The following is a 16,174-nucleotide window of genomic DNA, read 5'->3' as shown; positions in this document are numbered from 1 at the left end:
AGCCGCGGGAAGGCTCGCCGGAAGTTCCCGCAAACAATGCCCTGACCTGCGCTAACACCATCAACCGACATTTCCGCAAATTTCGCGTGAAAGGCTTGAAGCGACGTATGTCTCCCGGTCAGAGCGCCCGGCCGTCCGGGGCGCGCGGGCGGGCCGAGGTTCCCGATGGACGTAAACTGCGGATGTGGCAGAACCGAAGTTCGAGATCCAGATGCTCCACGACCGGGTGCTGATCCGGCTGGAGCGCGAGGCCGAAGAGCGGCGCAGCGGAGCGGGGATCGTCATCCCGGCGACGGTCAAGCTCGCCAACCGGCTGTCCTGGGGCCAGGTCTGCGGCGTGGGCGCGAGCGCGCGTACGGTCAAGGTCGGCGACAAGGTCCTGCTCAACCCGGAGGAGCAGTTCGAGGTCGAACTGCACGCCCAGACCTACCTGGTCATGCGCGAGCGCGACCTGCACGCCGTGGCCACCACGGAGACCGACCACGGCACCGGCCTCTACCTGTAGGCACGCGTCACTGGTCGCGCACGAAGTGCAGCCAGAGCCCCCCGCGCCACGTCTTGGCCGGGACCCCGGCGAGCACGCGCTTGGTCTTGCCCGTCAGATCCAGGACCACCAGCCGGTACGCGCCCTGCCACGCCGTGACCGCGATCACGTGGCTCTCGTCCCACCACCCGAACAGCGCCTCCGGCTCGGCCCGCACCCGCCGGACGATCTTCCCGCTGGCCGGGTCGACGACGCACAGCTGCTCGGTGAACGACGACGGGCACCACATGGCCAGTTGCCTGCCCGACGGTGAGAAGGCGTCCTCGGGGCCGGTCGGCAGCCCGATCGAGGGGAACGTCCGCACCACCTTGCCGTCGGCCGGGTTGTAGACGCGCAGGCCCCTGCCGTACTCGGCGACGAGGTTGCCGTCGGGCGTCCACCAGAAGCCCGCGCGCGCCGCGGTGCCGGTCACGGTGACCGTGCGGGCGGTGGAGGCGAGCGCGTCGACGACGGTGAACCCGGTCGTGCGCCACTTGCCGCTCACCTTCTTCTCCACGGTCAGCACGACCTTGGTGCCGTCGCGCGACCACGAGGCGTAGGAGGCGGTGAGCGGCTTCCTGACCGTGCGGATGCGGGCGGGCTTGCCGGCGACCCGATCGGTGACGACCACCGAGTCCCAGCCGGAGCGGTAGGCGTCGGGCACCGCGGCGACCCTGCGGCCGTCGGGTGAGAGCGCCGCCTCGGAGAAGCCCTTCTGCCGGACGAAGGTGTCGCCGGTCAGCGCCCTCAGGTAGGTGCGCTTGGTGCCGAATCCGTAGGAGCTGAGACGTACCGGATCGTTTGCCTGCTCCTGGACGGTCACGCCCGTGCCGGGCAGGGGCACGTTGGCGGCCACGCCCGCAGGGGCGAGCAGCGCGATCACCGCGAGGACGCTTTTGACGAGCACGCCCGCAGATTAGACACTCCTGGGACCGAAGTCCCGCGTGATGCCGAACGGGTCTAGAGGTAGTCCTTGGCCATCTGCAGGAGGTCGACGCCGAGGGTCCTGAGGCCGAGGTAGACGATCACGCCGGCGGCCGCGACGGTCACGACGGCGACCAGTATGCGGACGGTCCAGCCCTGGCGCTTGTACCACTGGGTCCAGGCGTGCAGCGTGCGCTTGCCGAACTCCAGCACCTTGTGCGCCCAGTGGAACTCGGTGGCCAGCACCGCGAGGCCGGCGAAGACGACCAGCCAGCCGGGTCCGGGGAAGGGCACCATGATGAGGCCGCCGATGACCATGACGGATCCGATGACCCCGATGACGATCTTCAGCGTGAGCGCGCCGGATCGGGTCGACCTGACTCCGTCCAGCCACCCGTGTATGCCGGACCTGCGCGCCGCCTCGTCCTTGAGCTTGTCGGCGTCGCCGGTCTCGGAGTTCTGGATAGGCACGATCCCCCCGCGACTGTCGGTGTGCGAACCACGATACCGGTGCCGCTTTCATTCTCCTTGCAGGTAGATCTTCGCCTCAAAACAGGCATTGAGCGGCAAATATCGGTTAATGTCTGGCATGCCCGAGGTCATGCTTCGCACCGTCACCGGCCCCATACGCGCGGCCGCGATCACCGGTGCCGTTCTCCCCCATGAGCACCTGCGCAACGACATGCGCTGGGCGGTCGGCGTCGACTCCGACCCGCACCGCTGGCTCGACGAGGAGCGTCCCGTCACCGAGGAACTGCGCTCGCTGCGCCAGCAGGACGGGCTCGGCCTCGTGGTCGAACTCACCTGCATGGGCATGGGCCGCGACGCCGCCTCCCTGGCCAGGATCGCCGCCGGCAGCCGGGTCCCGGTCATCGCCGCCACCGGCCTGTACGCCGAGCCGTTCGCCGACGCCCGTGACGCGAGCGTCGAGGAGCTGACCGGCCGGCTGATGAGCGAGATCACCTCCGGTCTCGACGGCACCGGCGTCTTCCCCGGCGTCATCGGCGCGGTCGGCTGCTGGGGCGAGGAGCCCACCGCGGTCGAGGAGCGCTGCCTGGTCGCCGCCGCCCGAGCCTCGCAGTCCTCGCGCCTGCCGGTCGCCACCCACGGCCAGGACCCCACCGGCATCCTGGAGATCATGCTCGGCCAGGGCCTGCCCGCGCGGCGCGTCAGCGTCGGCTACACCGGCACCGACCTGGGCGCCGCCCGCAAGATCGCCGAGGCGGGCGCGTACGTCGGCCTGTCCTCCCTCGCCCAGGGCCCCGAGCAGGCCGCGCGTCTCGTCCTTGGCCTCATCGAGGACGGCCACGCCGAGCGCATCCTGCTCGGCTCCGGCATGAGCCGCGTCGCCCAGCTCCAGCGCTACGAGGGTCCCGGCTACGCGCACCTGTTCCACGCGCTGCTGCCCCGGCTGTGCGAGGCGGGCGTGCCCGACGACACGCGCCGCCTCCTCACGCACACCAACCCGCTGCGCTGGCTCACCGGGACCGGCTGACGACTGGTTAGGATCGTGGGGTGAGCAAGCTCCCCCGCCTGTCCAAGCTGAGCGACCTGCCCGCGGTCGTCGTGCTGGCGTGGGCGGGCTGGCTGGCCGTCCCGTGGTCCTTCAGCGGCCTCGCCCAGGCGCAGGCCGCCGCCGCGGAGGCCGCCGCCCAGACCGTCCCCCACGACCCCGCCCGCGTCGCCGCCGAGATCCGCGAGGCCGCCGCTCCCGCCGAGGTCCGCGCCCCGGCCGCCGACGTCCGTGCCCTGACCGCGGAGGTCCGCGCCCCGGCCGCCGAGGTGCGCGCCGCGGTCGTGGAGGCGCTCGGGGCCGCTCCTGCCGACGATCCGGTACGGCCGGCCGAAACGGTCCGCCAGGCCGGGCCGTACAAGACGTGGGGCATGGCGGCGCGGCGTGACGCGGTCGCGATGGAGCGGGCCAGGATCGCCGGAGAGGTGCACGACGCGGCGGGCCACGGCCTGGCGGCGATCGCCATGCAGGCGGGGCTGGCCCTGGTCACCCTCGACGAGAACCCCGAGCAGGCGCGCGCCTCACTGCTGGCCATCAAGGAGACCAGCACCCAGGCGCTGGCCCATCTGCGGGCCGCCCTCGACGGCATCGAGGCCGAAGGCGACCTGCCGGGGCTGATCGACGGCGTGCGGGCGGCCGGGCTGCCGGTGGACGTCGAGCCGGCGGAGCCGAAGGTGCCCGCCGACCTGAGCGGCGCCGTCTACAAGGTGGTGCGGGAGTCGCTGACGAACGTGCTGCGCCACGCGGGCCCGACCCGGGCGCTGGTGCGGCTGTCGGCGGACCCGGGGGTGTACGTGGTGGAGGTGGCCGACCGGGGCGCGGGCTGGTCGGGCGCGGCGGAGGGCCGGGGGCTGACCGGGATGCGCGCGCGGGTGCAGTCCGCGGGCGGCCGGTTCGCCGCGGGCCCGCGTGAGGGCGGCGGCTTCCGGGTGATCGCCCACTTCCCCCGCACCGGCGACAGCGCGTGAACCGAGACGACGCGTGAACAGAGGCGGCGCGTGATCAGGGTCGCCGTGGCCGACGACCAGGCGGTCGTGCGGATGGGGCTGCGGGCGCTGATCGAGCGCGAGGGCGACCTGGAGTGCGTGGGTGAGGCCGCCGACGGCGCGCAGGCGCTCAGACTGCTCCGCGACACCCGCCCCGACGTGCTGCTGCTGGACATCCGCATGCCCGGCATGGACGGCGTCGAGACGCTCAGGGCCATCGCCGCCGACCCGGGCCTGAGCGGCACGCGGATCGTGGTGGTGACCACGTTCGCGGTCGACGAGTACGTCTTCGCCGCCCTGCAGGCGGGCGCGAGCGGCTTCGTGCTGAAGGACAGCTCCCCCGACGAGCTGGTCAGCGCGATCCGGGTGGTGGCGGCCGGCGAGGCGCTGCTGTCGCCGTCCATCACGCGCAAGGTCATCGGCCTGTTCGGCCGCCACGCGGGCGCCGAGCCGGTCGCGGGCGTGGAGACGCTGACGCCGCGCGAGCGGGAACTGGTGGCGTGGGTGGCGACCGGGCGCTCGAACGAGGAGATCGCCGGGGAGCTGGTGATCAGCCCGGACACGGTCCGTACCCACGTGAGCCGGGCGATGGTGAAGCTGCACGCCCGCGACCGCGCCCAGCTGGTGGTGTTCGCGATGCGGGCGGGCCTGGTCCTGCCTACCTGAGCAGCCCCTCGTAGTTGCGCTGCTGCAGCTGGGCCTCGATCTGCTTCACGGTGTCGAGGCCGACGCCGACCATGATGAGCACACTGGCGCCGCCGAAGGGGAAGTTCTGCTGCGTGGACGGGTCGCGCAGCAGCGCGAAGGCGACCAGCGGCAGCAGGGCGAGCACGCCGAGGTAGGCGGCGCCGGGCGCGGTGAGCCGCGACAGCACGTACGACAGGTATCCGGCGGTCGGCTTGCCAGGCCGGATGCCCGGGACGAAACCCCCGAAGCGCCGCATGTTGTCGGCCACCTCGACGGCGTTGAAGGTGATCGACACGTAGAAGTAGGCGAAGGCCACGATGAGCGCGAAGTATCCGGTCATGTAGAGCGGATGGTCGCCTTCGAGGTACGGCGCCAGCCACGGCACCTGGCCGGCGAAGAGCGTCGGGATGTAGAGCAGCGAGGAGGTGAAGATGACCGGCACGATGCCCGCCTGGTTGACCTTCAGCGGGATGTAGGTGCTGGTGCCGCCGTAGGTCCTGCGGCCGACCATGCGCTTGGCGTACTGCACGGGCACGCGCCGTTGTGCCTGCTCCATGAAGACGACCGCCGCCACCAGGAAGACGCCGGAGACGAGGATGACGACGGCGGCGAAGCCGTTCATCGTGAAGATCGTCGACATGTAGGACGGGAAGACCGCGACGACCTGCGTGAACATCAGGATCGACATGCCGTTGCCGATTCCCCGATCGGTGATCAGCTCACCGAGCCACATGACCGCGCAGGTGCCCGCGACCATGACGCTGACCAGCACCGCGATGCTCAGCAGGCCGTCGTCGCGCAGCACCGGCTCCCGGCAGCCGGGGAACAGCTGCCCGCTCCTGGCCAGCGCGACCACGGTGGTGGCGTTGAGCACGGCCAGCGCGACCGTGAGGTAGCGGGTGTACTGGGTGATCTTCTGCTGTTTGCCCTCCTTGCGCAGCGCGTCCAGCCGCGGGATGAGCACCGCCATGAGCTGCATGATGATGCTGGCCGTGATGTACGGCATGACGCCGAGCGCGAACACCGACAGCTTCAGCATCGCCCCGCCGCTGAACAACTGCACCATCTCGGCCAGCCCGCCTTTGACGCTGCCGAGGCACCGCTGCACGGCGACCACGTCCACACCCGGCGAGGGCACGATCTGGCCCAGCCGGAACAGGACGATGAGGCCGAGCGTGAACAGCAGCTTCCGGCGCAGATCCGCGATGCGGAACGCGCGCACGAACAGGGTGAGCATGCGCCGAGTCTGGCCATGCGCCGCGCGAAGGGCGTCCGACGGCAGGAGGCTGTCGGATACGCAGATCCGCGTAGGCTCTGACCTCGTGGTTCCTGTCTGGGTGATCAGTGGCCCGCCGGGCGCGGGCAAGTCCACCGTCGCCGCCGCGCTCCTGGCCCGCCTGACGCCGGTCCCGGCGCTGCTGGACAAGGACACCGTTTACGGCGGCTTCGTCACCGAGACCCTCCGGGCGTACGGCCGGCCGCCCGGCGAGCGCGAGGGCCCCTGGTACGACGAGCACGTCAAACGGCACGAGTACGGCGGCCTGACCGGTCTGGCCCGGACGATCAGGAGCCACGGCTGCCCGGTGATGCTGGACGGCCCGTTCACCTCGCAGGTGCACTCGGCCGAGTTGTGGGAGCGCTGGGTGGAGGAGCTCGGCGGCGGCCCGGCGCGGCTGGTGTGGGTGCGCTCCGACGGGCCGACGCTGCGCGAGCGGCTGGTGGCGCGGGGGCTTGACCGGGACGCCGGCAAGCTGGGCGCGTTCGAGGACTACCTGGCGGCGATCCGGGTGGACGAGCCGCCGGCCGTACCCCACCTGGAGATCGACAACCGGCGGGGCGCGCCCGGCGTCGGCGAGCAGCTCACCGCGGCGGGTATGCCCCCGCGAACACCTCGGGCAGGCGCGGGACCAGGCGCATGAAGACGCCGTCGTCGTAGGAGGCCCCGGGCTGGTTGGCGAGCTGCTGGGAGACGACCCCGGCGATCAGGCTCGCGGCCAGGGCGAGGCCCTCCTCCCCCGCGGCCTCCGGGGCGACCTCGCCGCGGGCGACCGCGCCCTCGATCAGGGTGGCGAAGTGCCCGCGGATGGCGAGGGCCGGGGCGTAGGCCCGCTCAGAAGGGGTGAATCCGGGCACCGGGCGCCAGAACAGGAGCTGGGCGAGGATCTGGTTGGCCATGATCCAGCGGGCTCCGGCCTCCAGGGAGGCGCCCATGGCGGCCAGGCCCGGTTCCAGGCCTTCCGCGGCCTGCCGTACGGCGTCGAGGTAGCCCTTCTGACCGCGCTCGAAGAGCGCGTCGTAGACCGCGGCCCGCGATGGGAAGTACTTGTACAGCGAGGGCGGCTGGATGCCGAGCCGTCGGGCGACGGTGGTCATGCTCAGCGCGGCCACGCCGTCGGCGGCCATCACCTCCAGGGAGATCCGCAGGATCTCCTCCTGGGTCTCCGTCCGGCGGCGGGCTCGACGATCTGTCACAGCCATAGCATAAGCTATAGGTAGTAGCTAAAGCTATGAGGAGTGCCCGTGGACATCATTCTGGCCGGACTGAAGCAGAACAACCTCAAGGACATCTCGCTGAGCCTGCCCAAGGAGCGCCTGACCGTCTTCACCGGCGTGTCGGGCTCGGGCAAGTCGTCGGTGGTGTTCGGCACGATCGCCACCGAGTCGCAGCGGCAGATGAACGCGACCTACAGCGCGTTCATCCGCAACCGGCTGCCCAAGTTCGAGCGGCCGCGCGCCGAGCGGCTGGCCCACCTGACGCCCGCCGTCGTCGTCGACCAGAAGCCCGTCGGCGGCAACGCGCGCTCGACCGTCGGCACCATGACGGAGATCCACCCCATCCTGCGCGTGCTCTTCTCCCGGTACGGCCGGCCCTCCGCCGGCCCGGCGAGCGCCTACTCCTTCAACGACCCCCAGGGCATGTGCCCCGAGTGCGACGGCCTGGGCAAGACCGTCCAGCTCGACCTGGACCTGGCCATCGACAAGAGCCTGTCGCTCAACGAGGGCGCGCTGCGGCTGTGGTCGGTGGGTTCGTGGACGTGGAAGCTGTATGAGCAGTCCGGCCTGTTCGACATGGACAAGCCGGTCGGCGAGTTCACGCCCGAGGAGACGCGCCAGTTGCTCCACGGCGAGAGCTTCAAGATGGAGCGCGGCACCTACGAGGGCGTGGCCGACCGCTTCGACCGCCTCTACCTCAAGCGCGACAAGGAGCTGGTGTCGGCGAAGAAGATGCTGGCCGAGGGCCCGTGCCGGACCTGCGGCGGCGCCCGGCTCAACCGGGCCGCGCTGGCCTCGCGTATCGGCGCGCACAACATCGCCGACTACGGCGCGATGGAGGTCGCCGACCTGATCGTCGTGCTGGAGGGCCTCGGCAACCCGGTCGCGGGCCCGGCCGTGGCGGCGCTGCGCCGCATCGAGACGGTCGGCCTCGGCTACCTCAGCCTCGACCGGCAGACCAGCACGCTGAGCGGCGGCGAGGCGCAGCGGCTGAAGACCGTGCGCCACCTGGGCAGCTCGCTGAGCGGGCTCACCTACATCTTCGACGAGCCGAGCGTCGGCCTGCACCCGCGCGACGTGCACCTGCTCGGCGAGCTGCTGCTGGAGCTGCGCGACAGCGGCAACACGGTGATCGTGGTCGAGCACGACCGCGACATCATCGAGCTGGCCGACCACGTGGTGGACATGGGCCCGCGCGCCGGCGCGTCCGGCGGCGAGGTCGTCTACGAGGGCGGCGTGCCGGGCCTGCGCGCCGCGACGACGCTCACCGGCCGCATGCTGCGCCGCACCACCGGGCTCAAAGCGGAGGTGCGCACGCCGTCGGACTGGATGACGATCGCGGGCGCCTCCCGCCACAACCTCCACGACGTCTCGGTACGCGTCCCGCTGGGCGTGCTGACCGCGGTCACCGGCGTGGCCGGATCGGGCAAGAGCACGCTCATGGCCTTCGCCGACGGCATCGCGATCGACCAGTCGCAGATCGGCGGCTCGATCCGCTCCACGCCCGCCACCTACCTCAACGCCATGGACTCCATCCGCAAGCTCTTCGCCGCCGCCAACGGCGTGGAGCCAGGCTGGTTCAGCTTCAACGCGCTGGGCGCCTGCCCGGCCTGCGAGGGCAAGGGCCTGATCAAGACCGACCTCGCCTTCATGGACCCGGTGACGTCGGTCTGCGACGCCTGCGGCGGCAGCCGCTACAACCCGGCGGCCCTGTCCTACCGCTACGAGGGCCGCACGATCGCCGACGTCCTGGCGATGACGGCGGAGGAGGCCGACGGCGTGTTCGGCATGTTCGGCGCGCTGAGCGAGCTCGGCCTCGGGTACCTGACCGTCGGGCAGCCGCTGAGCACGCTGTCGGGTGGCGAGCGGCAGCGGCTCAAGCTGGCCCACAGGCTGCGCGAGAGCGGCAACGTGTACGTCTTCGACGAGCCGACGACCGGGCTGCACATGGCCGACGTGGACACGCTGCTGGCGCTGCTCGACCGGCTGGTCGACGGCGGCAACACGGTGATCGTGGTCGAGCACGACCTGGACGTGGTCAAGCACGCCGACTGGGTGATCGACATGGGGCCGGAGGCGGGCCAGCACGGCGGCCGCGTGGTGTTCACGGGCACGCCGGCCGAGCTGGCCGACGCCTCCACCCATACGGCGAAATATCTCGCTAAGTCACTCGAAAGTCCTCATCGCGGGCGTCGATGATCGCCATGTGCCCCGGGAGGTGGCCGATGGCGAAGTCCACGGCGCCGATCGCGAGCTGAGGCGTCACCCCGCACGCCCAGAACACCGGCACCTCCCCCGGGCCAACCGGCACCCGATCCCCGAAGTCCGGATTTTTCAGGTCTTGGATACCCAGAGCTGCCGGATCCCCCACGTGGACGGGCGCGCCGTGGACCGCCGGGTAGCGGCCGGTGACCTCCCGCGCGACCTCCACGAGCTCCTCGGGGACGGGCCGCATCGAGACGACCAGCGGCCCCGCGAAGACGCCGACCGGCTCGCAGGCCACGGCGGTGCGGTACATCGGCACGTTCACGCCCAGCTCCACATGCCTGACCGGGACGCCCGCCGCCATGAGCGCCGCCTCGAAGGTGAAGCTGCAGCCGAGCAGGAACGCGACCAGATCCTCGCGCCAGTCGGCCAGCACGTCCGTCGCGTCCTTGACCGGGCGGCCGCCTCGGTAGACCCGATAGCCGGGCAGGTCGGTACGCAGGTCACCGGGGAACAGCCGGGTGGCGGTGGCCCCGGGCTCACCGGCGTCCAGGATCGGGCAGGGCTTCGGGTTGCGCTCGGCGAACCGGCGGAAGTCGGCGGCGTACGCGGCGGGCAGCGCGATGAGGTTCGCCTGCGTCCAGCCCGCGCACCAGCCCGCCGTGGGCACCCGCTCCCCCTGCCTGAACCTGGCCCGCGCCTGCGCCGGGTCGAGCGCCGATTCCCGCATGTCATCTCCCCTGGGCTTTTCGGTCGGGCGCGAGTAGAAAGTGACTCGTGCCCCCAACGGACTGGAACCCCGCCGAGACCCGCCTCTGGCACTCCTTCCGCCAGGGCGCCGAACTCGACCTCGGCGCCCTGGACGAGGCCGAGCGCAAGGTCCGCGCGGACGTCGTCGCCGAACTCCTCCTGCACGGCCCGGACGCGCTGCCCGGCAGGGTCGCCGCGCTGAAGCTCACCGGCGCCGAGATCCAGGGCCGCCTCGACCTGGAGGGCGCCGTCATCGAGCCCGCGCTGGCCCTGGTGGGCTGCACGTTCGAGCACGGCGTGAACCTGACCACGGCGACCGCGGGCGCGATCTGCCTCAACGACTCCCACCTCCCGGAACTGTCGGCGGAGCTGCTCAGGGCCCGGACGTTCATGATGCGCGACGCGGTGCTCGACGGGAACCTCTGGATCCAGGGCGCGCGGGTCGACATCGACATCGACCTGGACCGCACCCGCGTCGCCGGGTTCCTCAACGCCAACCTCGCCGTCACCGGCGGCTGGCTCAACGGCCGCGCCTCCCCGCGCCACGACGACGACGGACCCGGCCTCACGATCGGCGGCGAGCTCGACCTAGTGGGCGCCCAGCTCGGCGGCCTCGACCTGCACGGCGCCAGGATCGGCGACGGCGTGTGGGCCAGGGGCGCCGTCATCGGCTACGCCTGCCTCGCCACGGCCGAGATCGGCGGCCCGCTCAGCCTGCGCGCCGCCCGGATCACCGGGGAACTCGACCTCGACGCCGTCCTCATCCGCCCCTCGTCCGACCCCACCATGATCGACCTCGCGGACGCGGAGGTGGCCACCGCCGTCGTCACCCCCGCGCCCGGCAGCTCCGGCCGCGTCTCGCTGCGCAACGCCCGCATCACCGCGTACGCCGACCAGCCCGGCGCCGGCCACGAGACCGACCTGGACGGCTTCGCCTACCAGCGGCTCGGCCCCCTGTCGCCGGAGTGCGCCGACGAGCGCCTGGCCTGGCTGGAACGCGGGGCGGCGCCGAGCACGCCGCAGCCCTACGAGCAGCTCGCCGCCGCCTACCGCGCCGCCGGTTTGCACCGGGAGGCGGGGCGCGTGCTGCGGGAGAAGCTGCGCCGTACCGCGCGGGCGCGGGGTGGTCTCGCGCGGGCGTGGGGCGCGCTGCAGGACCTCGTGCTCGGGTACGGCTACCAGCCCTGGCGGGCCGTCGTGGCGTTCGTGGCGATCCTGGCGGCGGGGACGGTCTACTTCGCCACGGTCAGCTGCCCGTCCCTGTGCCCGATCAAGGCCGGTGAGCATCCGGCCTGGGACCCGTTCCTCTACACCCTCGACCTGCTGATCCCGCTCGCCAACCTGGGCCACGACGGCGTCTGGAACCCGCTGGGCCTGGCCAAGGCGGTCAGCCTGGTGGTGATCGTGGCCGGGTGGGCCCTGGTGACGACCATCGCCGCCGCGGCCGCCCGCGCCCTGACCCGGCCGTGAGCGCGGTGGTCAGGCGCGGCCGCTGGCCTTCTGGCTGCGGCGGCTGACCGAGTCGATGACCACGGCGGCCAGCAGCACCGCTCCGGTCACGATGAACTGGATCGCGTTGCTCACCCCCTGCAGCGCCATGCCCGAGGCGATCGACTGGATGACCAGCATGCCGAGCAACGCCGAGTAGGCGCTGCCCCGGCCGCCGAACAGGGAGGTGCCGCCGATGACGGCCGCGGCGATGGCCATCATGAGCACGTTGCTCTGCCCCGTGGCCTGGCTGGCGCTGGAGATGCGGGAGGCGGCGAAGATGCCGCCCAGCGCGGCGAAGGCGCCGGAGATGGCGAAGACGGACATGCGGATGAAGGCCACGTTGATGCCGGCCCGCCGGGCGGCCTCGATGTTGCCGCCGACCGCGAAGATGCTGCGGCCGTACTTGGTGCGCCGCTGGACGAAGTCGGTGACGATCACGACGGCCAGGAAGATCAGCAGGGCGAGCGGGAGGCCGCGGTAGAGGTTGAGGACGTAGGCCACGCCGAACGCCACGACGGCCAGCACCGCCGTACGGAAGACGATGTCGCCGACCGTGCGGGAGGGGACGCCGGCGGCGCGGCGGCGGGCGTTGCCCACGAGCGAGACGAGCAGGAATCCGGCGGTCGCGGCGGCGGCCAGGCCGTAGGCGGCGATGACGTAGGCGAAGTAGGTGTCGGTGAGGCTGGAGATCAGGCCGTCGGGCAGGTTGATGGTGCCGTTCGGGCCGAGTACCCAGAGCTGGAAGCCGGTCCAGGCGAGCATGCCGGCCAGCGTGACCACGAAGGAGGGCACGCCTATCTTGGCGAAGAAGAAGCCGTGGAACAGGCCCATCGCGGCGCCGACCGCGACCGCGACGATCATCGACGGCAGCGGGTCCCAGCCCTGGCCGACGCTGAGCACGGCCAGCACGGCCGCGCAGGCGCCGCTGACCGCGCCCGCCGACAGGTCGATCTCGCCCAGGAGCAGCACGAAGACGATGCCGACCGAGATCAGGCCGGTGGCGACGATGTCGACGCTGAGGTTGGACAGGTTCTGCGGCGACAGGAAGCGGTCGTTGAGCGTCTGGAAGACGAGCCAGATGACGACCAGCCCGACGATCACGGGGAGCGGGCCGAGCTCGCCGCCCTTGATCCGGCGCCTGAACTCGCCGAGGTAGCCGGCGAAACCCTTCTCGCGCACCAGCAGCCGGGGGTCCACCTGCGCCTCGGCCGCGGGGCCCGCCGGCTTCTCCTGCGTCATTCGCCCTCCTCGGAACGGGCCCGGCGGCGGGAGACCGCGTTGTCCGTGGCGCCGGTGATCGCGGCGATGATCTCCTCCTGCGTGGTGCTCCGCGCGTCGAAGACGCCGTTGTTCCGGCCCAGCCGCAGGACGGCGATTCGGTCGGCGACCGCCTTGACGTCGACCATGTTGTGGCTGATCAGGATCACGCCGTGTCCTTGGGCGCGCAGCCGTTCGACGAGGTCGAGTACCTGCGCGGTCTGCTCGACGCCGAGGGCGGCGGTGGGCTCGTCCAGCAGGACCACCTTGGGCTCGCCGAGCAGCGAGCGGGAGATCGCCACGGTCTGGCGCTGGCCGCCGGACAGCGAGGCGACCGGGATCCGCACGCTCGGGATCTTGATGGACAGCGTGTTGAGCAGGTCGCGCGAGCGCTTCTCCATGGCGACCTCGTCGAGCACGCCGAAGCGCCGGATCTCGTTGCCGAGGAACAGGTTGCCGACGACGTCGAGGTTGTCGCAGAGCGCGAGGTCCTGGTAGACGGTGGCGATGCCGAGCGACTGCGCCTCGCCCGGACTGTGGATGGTGACCGGGCGGCCCTGCCAGCGGATCTCCCCCTCGTCGGCCGGGCCGACGCCGGCGATGACCTTGATCATCGTGGACTTGCCCGCGCCGTTGTCGCCGACGAGCGCGAGGACCTCGCCGGCGTTGACCTCCAGCGAGACCTCCGTCAGCGCCTGCACGGCGCCGAAGCGCTTGGAGACCCCCTCCAGGGCCAGGACCGGTGCCACGTCATTCCAGCCCGGCGGCCTTGCAGGCGGCCTGGACCTGCGGGGTGCAGATCTCCTTCACGGTCCAGAACCCGTCCTTGACGACGGTGTCGTCGATGTTCTGCTTGATGACGACGATCGGCGGGATGATCTGGGCGGGGATCGCGTCGTTCGTGCCGTTGTTGACGGTGGCGGTGCCCTTGACGTCCTCGCCGGTGCCGAGCGCGATGGCCATCTCGGCGGCGTTGCGCGCCTCCGGCTTGATCGGCTTGTAGATCGTCATGGTCTGGGTGCCGAGCAGGATGCGCTGGATGCCGGCGAGTTCGGCGTCCTGGCCGGTCAGCGGGGTGCCCGGCTTGACGCCCGAGTTCTGCATGGCCTTGGCGATGCCGCCGGCCATGCCGTCGTTGGCGGCGTAGACGCCGATGACGTTCTGCGCGCCGAGGGCGGTGAAGGCGCCGTTGGCCTCGGTGTTGGCCTGGTCGGGGCTCCAGTCGGGGGTGTCGTACTCCTTGCCGATGGTCACCTGGCCGTCGAGCACCGAGTGGGCGCCCTTCTTGAAGTCACCGGCGTTCGGGTCGGTGGGCGAGCCGTTGATCATGACGATCGGGCCGCGCTTGGGGTCGCCGCCCGCCTTGACGGCGTCCAGCAGGGCCTGGCCCTGCATCTTGCCGACCTGGATGTTGTCGAAGGAGGTGTACGCGTCGACGGGCCCGCCGGCCAGCCGGTCGTAGGCGATCACCTTGGCGCCCTGGTCGGTCGCCTTCTTGACCGCGCCCGCGATGGCCTTGGCGTCCACGGCGTCCAGGATCAGCACCTTCACGCCGTTGGTCAGCATGGTGTCGACCTGCTGCTGTTGCAGGTTCGGGTCCTGGTTGGCGTTGTTGTAGACGACCTCGCACTTGGGGCACAGGGCCTTGATGCCCGCGGTGATGTACGGCCGGTCGAACTTCTCGTACCTGGCGGTCTTCGACTCGGGAAGCAGCAGGCCGATCTTGAAGCCCTGTTCCACGGTGCCGATCGCGCTCGGGCCGCCCGGCGCGGGGCCGCCGGTGCTGCCACCGCCCGACTGGCCCGCCGTACCGCAGGCCGCCAACGCCAGGACGGCCAGGAGACCGCCGATAACCTGTGCTTTCACACGGCGAGCCGTACCCAGGCGGAAGAGCGGCGCGCGCCGGCTTGCCAATCCTTGCCCGGGTGATGCCGGGGTCTTGATCAGATGGGCTGGACGGGCTCCGCGGCGCGTTCGTCGTAGGCGCGGCGGGCGGCGAAGACCTCGTCGGCGTGCTCGGCCGACCACTCCGCGATGGCCGCGAGCAGGCCGCCGGCGCTGCGGCCCAGTTCGGTCAGCTCGTAGTCGACGCGCGGCGGGATCGTCGGGTAGACGGTGCGCCGGACGAGGCCGTCGCGTTCGAGGGCGCGCAGGGTCTGGCTGAGCATCTTCTGGGTGATGCCGTCGAGGATGCGCCGCAGTTCGTTGAAGCGGCGCGGGCCGTCCAGGAGCGCGCCCATGACCAGCGTGGACCACTTGCCGGTCAGCATGTCGAGGATTGCGCGGGGCTTGCAGGCCCGCAGGAACGCGTCGGCGCCGCCGTACCCGCGGAGGTCGGGAAAGGTGGTATCCATCAGGAACCTGGATATCAAAAGGGTGCCTTCTTCACAAGTGATACCGCCCGCGGCCACGATGGCAGCCATGAGAACGATCGTTTACCGCTCCTTCGGCGGGCCCGAGGTCCTGGAGCTCGCCGACGTCGACCGGCCCGTCCCCGAGGCGAACGAAGTGCTGGTCAAGGTGCACGCCGCCGGGGTCAACCCGCCCGACTGGAAGTTGCGGCGCGGGCCGTACCCGCCGCACTGGATGACGCCGCCGCTGGTCCCGGGCTTCGACGTCTCCGGCGTGGTGGAGGCGTCCGGGGCCTACCAGGGCAGGTTCGTGCCGGGTGACGAGGTCTTCGGCATGATCCTGTTCCCGAACCCGGCCGGCGCCTACTCCGAGTACGTGGTGGCCAGGCCCCGCCAGTTCGCCCGCAAGCCGCCGGGCCTGAGCCACGTGGAGGCGGCGGCGCTGCCGATGTCCGGCCTGACCGCCTGGCAGGGCTTCGAGGACTCCTGGGACGTACGGCCCGGCGGGCGGCTGCTCGTGCACGGGGCGGCCGGCGGGGTCGGCCACCTGGTGGTCCAGCTGGCCAAGCGGCGCGGGGCGTACGTGATCGGCACGGCCAGCGCCGGCAAGCACGACTTCGTCCGGCGCATGGGCGCCGACGAGGTGATCGACTACCGCGCCGTGGACTTCGCCCAGGCGGTCGAGCCGGTGGACATGGTCTTCGACATCGTCGGCGGCGACTACCCGCGGCGCTCGCTGCCGCTGGTGAAGGAGGGCGGCGCCTACCTCGGCGCGGCCGACATCTCCGACGAGGACGGCGCCCGGTACGCGGCCCGGGGCGTGCGGTGGCGGCGCTTCCAGGTGGAGCCGGACCACGCGGCGCTGGCCGAGCTCGCCAAGGTGCTGAACGTGCACGTGGACCGCACCTTCCCGCTGGAGGAGGCGGCCAAGGCGCACGAGCTGGCGCAGGGCTCGGACTTCGTCGGCAAGATCGTCCTGGAGGTTTGACATCCG

The 16,174-nt window shown here is 71.6% G+C and carries 17 protein-coding genes; 8 read left to right on the top strand and 9 right to left on the bottom strand.

Annotated elements, in window-relative coordinates:
- Positions 1 to 184: 184 nt before the first annotated feature.
- Positions 185 to 505 carry a GroES family chaperonin gene (locus ACFWYW_RS52280; protein ID WP_379625626.1) on the top strand — a complete coding sequence of 107 codons (321 nt, stop codon included), beginning with the start codon at positions 185 to 187 and terminating at the stop codon, positions 503 to 505.
- Positions 506 to 512: 7 nt separating this feature from the next.
- Here the strand turns inward: ACFWYW_RS52280 and ACFWYW_RS52275 are convergent, their stop codons facing one another.
- Both ACFWYW_RS52275 and ACFWYW_RS52270 read right to left on the bottom strand, forming a co-directional pair.
- On the bottom strand, positions 513 to 1,430 hold the full coding sequence (locus ACFWYW_RS52275; protein WP_379625628.1) for a hypothetical protein: 918 nt from the start codon (positions 1,428 to 1,430) through the stop codon (positions 513 to 515).
- 53 nt (positions 1,431 to 1,483) lie between these two features.
- On the bottom strand, positions 1,484 to 1,918 hold the full coding sequence (locus tag ACFWYW_RS52270; protein ID WP_379625630.1) for a TIGR02611 family protein: 435 nt from the start codon (positions 1,916 to 1,918) through the stop codon (positions 1,484 to 1,486).
- Between the two features lie 130 nt (positions 1,919 to 2,048).
- Here ACFWYW_RS52270 and ACFWYW_RS52265 point away from each other — a divergent pair, with 130 nt between their 5' ends.
- The 3 genes from ACFWYW_RS52265 to ACFWYW_RS52255 are packed head-to-tail and all read left to right on the top strand — an operon-like array spanning position 2,049 to position 4,612.
- Positions 2,049 to 2,942 carry a phosphotriesterase gene (locus ACFWYW_RS52265; protein WP_379625632.1) on the top strand — a complete coding sequence of 298 codons (894 nt, stop codon included), beginning with the start codon at positions 2,049 to 2,051 and terminating at the stop codon, positions 2,940 to 2,942.
- Between the two features lie 20 nt (positions 2,943 to 2,962).
- Positions 2,963 to 3,928: a sensor histidine kinase gene (locus ACFWYW_RS52260; RefSeq protein ID WP_379625634.1), complete on the top strand. Its 966-nt coding sequence runs from the start codon at positions 2,963 to 2,965 to the stop codon at positions 3,926 to 3,928.
- A gap of 30 nt (positions 3,929 to 3,958) precedes the next feature.
- Entirely contained in the window at positions 3,959 to 4,612 is a 654-nt protein-coding gene (locus tag ACFWYW_RS52255) for a response regulator (protein WP_379625636.1), read from the top strand.
- On the opposite strand, the gene secY is transcribed toward ACFWYW_RS52255, so the two are convergent.
- Positions 4,605 to 5,870: a preprotein translocase subunit SecY gene (secY, locus tag ACFWYW_RS52250; protein ID WP_379625638.1), complete on the bottom strand. Its 1,266-nt coding sequence runs from the start codon at positions 5,868 to 5,870 to the stop codon at positions 4,605 to 4,607. The two genes, ACFWYW_RS52255 and secY, sit on opposite strands and share 8 nt — an antisense overlap.
- Before the next feature lie 85 nt (positions 5,871 to 5,955).
- On the opposite strand from secY, the gene ACFWYW_RS52245 reads away from it, so the two are divergent.
- Positions 5,956 to 6,552: an AAA family ATPase gene (locus ACFWYW_RS52245; protein WP_379625640.1), complete on the top strand. Its 597-nt coding sequence runs from the start codon at positions 5,956 to 5,958 to the stop codon at positions 6,550 to 6,552.
- On the opposite strand, the gene ACFWYW_RS52240 is transcribed toward ACFWYW_RS52245, so the two are convergent.
- A complete protein-coding gene (locus ACFWYW_RS52240; protein ID WP_379625642.1) occupies positions 6,494 to 7,105 on the bottom strand; it encodes a TetR/AcrR family transcriptional regulator in 612 nt (203 codons plus the stop codon). The two genes, ACFWYW_RS52245 and ACFWYW_RS52240, sit on opposite strands and share 59 nt — an antisense overlap.
- Positions 7,106 to 7,153: 48 nt before the next feature.
- On the opposite strand from ACFWYW_RS52240, the gene ACFWYW_RS52235 reads away from it, so the two are divergent.
- Positions 7,154 to 9,325 carry an excinuclease ABC subunit UvrA gene (locus ACFWYW_RS52235; RefSeq protein ID WP_379625644.1) on the top strand — a complete coding sequence of 724 codons (2,172 nt, stop codon included), beginning with the start codon at positions 7,154 to 7,156 and terminating at the stop codon, positions 9,323 to 9,325.
- Here the strand turns inward: ACFWYW_RS52235 and ACFWYW_RS52230 are convergent.
- Positions 9,288 to 10,061 (bottom strand): putative hydro-lyase, encoded by a 774-nt coding sequence (locus ACFWYW_RS52230; RefSeq protein WP_379625646.1) that lies wholly within the window; start codon positions 10,059 to 10,061, stop codon positions 9,288 to 9,290. The genes ACFWYW_RS52235 and ACFWYW_RS52230 overlap by 38 nt on opposite strands.
- A gap of 47 nt (positions 10,062 to 10,108) precedes the next feature.
- On the opposite strand from ACFWYW_RS52230, the gene ACFWYW_RS52225 reads away from it, so the two are divergent.
- On the top strand, positions 10,109 to 11,551 hold the full coding sequence (locus ACFWYW_RS52225; RefSeq protein ID WP_379625648.1) for a hypothetical protein: 1,443 nt from the start codon (positions 10,109 to 10,111) through the stop codon (positions 11,549 to 11,551).
- A gap of 9 nt (positions 11,552 to 11,560) precedes the next feature.
- On the opposite strand, the gene ACFWYW_RS52220 is transcribed toward ACFWYW_RS52225, so the two are convergent.
- The 4 genes from ACFWYW_RS52220 to ACFWYW_RS52205 form a co-directional block, all read right to left on the bottom strand.
- Complete coding sequence (locus tag ACFWYW_RS52220; RefSeq protein ID WP_379625650.1) at positions 11,561 to 12,811, bottom strand: sugar ABC transporter permease; 1,251 nt, start codon at positions 12,809 to 12,811, stop codon at positions 11,561 to 11,563.
- Positions 12,808 to 13,578 (bottom strand): ATP-binding cassette domain-containing protein, encoded by a 771-nt coding sequence (locus ACFWYW_RS52215; protein WP_379625652.1) that lies wholly within the window; start codon positions 13,576 to 13,578, stop codon positions 12,808 to 12,810. Before ACFWYW_RS52215 ends, ACFWYW_RS52220 begins: the two co-directional genes overlap by 4 nt.
- A gap of 1 nt (position 13,579) precedes the next feature.
- Positions 13,580 to 14,695, bottom strand: a complete 1,116-nt coding sequence (locus ACFWYW_RS52210) for a sugar ABC transporter substrate-binding protein (protein ID WP_379625654.1) — start codon at positions 14,693 to 14,695, stop codon at positions 13,580 to 13,582.
- A gap of 77 nt (positions 14,696 to 14,772) precedes the next feature.
- The gene (locus ACFWYW_RS52205) at positions 14,773 to 15,183 is read right to left on the bottom strand and encodes a winged helix-turn-helix transcriptional regulator (RefSeq protein ID WP_379625656.1); all 411 of its coding nucleotides are present in this window, start codon (positions 15,181 to 15,183) and stop codon (positions 14,773 to 14,775) included.
- A gap of 67 nt (positions 15,184 to 15,250) precedes the next feature.
- On the opposite strand from ACFWYW_RS52205, the gene ACFWYW_RS52200 reads away from it, so the two are divergent.
- On the top strand, positions 15,251 to 16,168 hold the full coding sequence (locus ACFWYW_RS52200) for an NADP-dependent oxidoreductase (RefSeq protein WP_379625658.1): 918 nt from the start codon (positions 15,251 to 15,253) through the stop codon (positions 16,166 to 16,168).
- The last annotated feature ends 6 nt before the right edge of the window (positions 16,169 to 16,174 follow it).

It is taken from the genome of Nonomuraea sp. NPDC059023 (genome assembly GCF_042740095.1).
Taxonomy (GTDB): domain Bacteria; phylum Actinomycetota; class Actinomycetes; order Streptosporangiales; family Streptosporangiaceae; genus Nonomuraea.
This window is presented reverse-complemented; position numbering and strand designations above follow the sequence as displayed.

What these genes read in the sequence shown, in the direction of transcription:
- secY (WP_379625638.1), bottom strand. Translation starts at nt 5,870, where the DNA reads ATGCTCACCCTGTTCGTGCGCGCGTTCCGCATCGCGGATCTGCGCCGG.
- ACFWYW_RS52230 (WP_379625646.1), bottom strand. Translation starts at nt 10,061, where the DNA reads ATGCGGGAATCGGCGCTCGACCCGGCGCAGGCGCGGGCCAGGTTCAGG.
- ACFWYW_RS52265 (WP_379625632.1), top strand. Translation starts at nt 2,049, where the DNA reads ATGCTTCGCACCGTCACCGGCCCCATACGCGCGGCCGCGATCACCGGT.
- ACFWYW_RS52220 (WP_379625650.1), bottom strand. Translation starts at nt 12,811, where the DNA reads ATGACGCAGGAGAAGCCGGCGGGCCCCGCGGCCGAGGCGCAGGTGGAC.
- ACFWYW_RS52200 (WP_379625658.1), top strand. Translation starts at nt 15,251, where the DNA reads ATGAGAACGATCGTTTACCGCTCCTTCGGCGGGCCCGAGGTCCTGGAG.
- ACFWYW_RS52205 (WP_379625656.1), bottom strand. Translation starts at nt 15,183, where the DNA reads ATGGATACCACCTTTCCCGACCTCCGCGGGTACGGCGGCGCCGACGCG.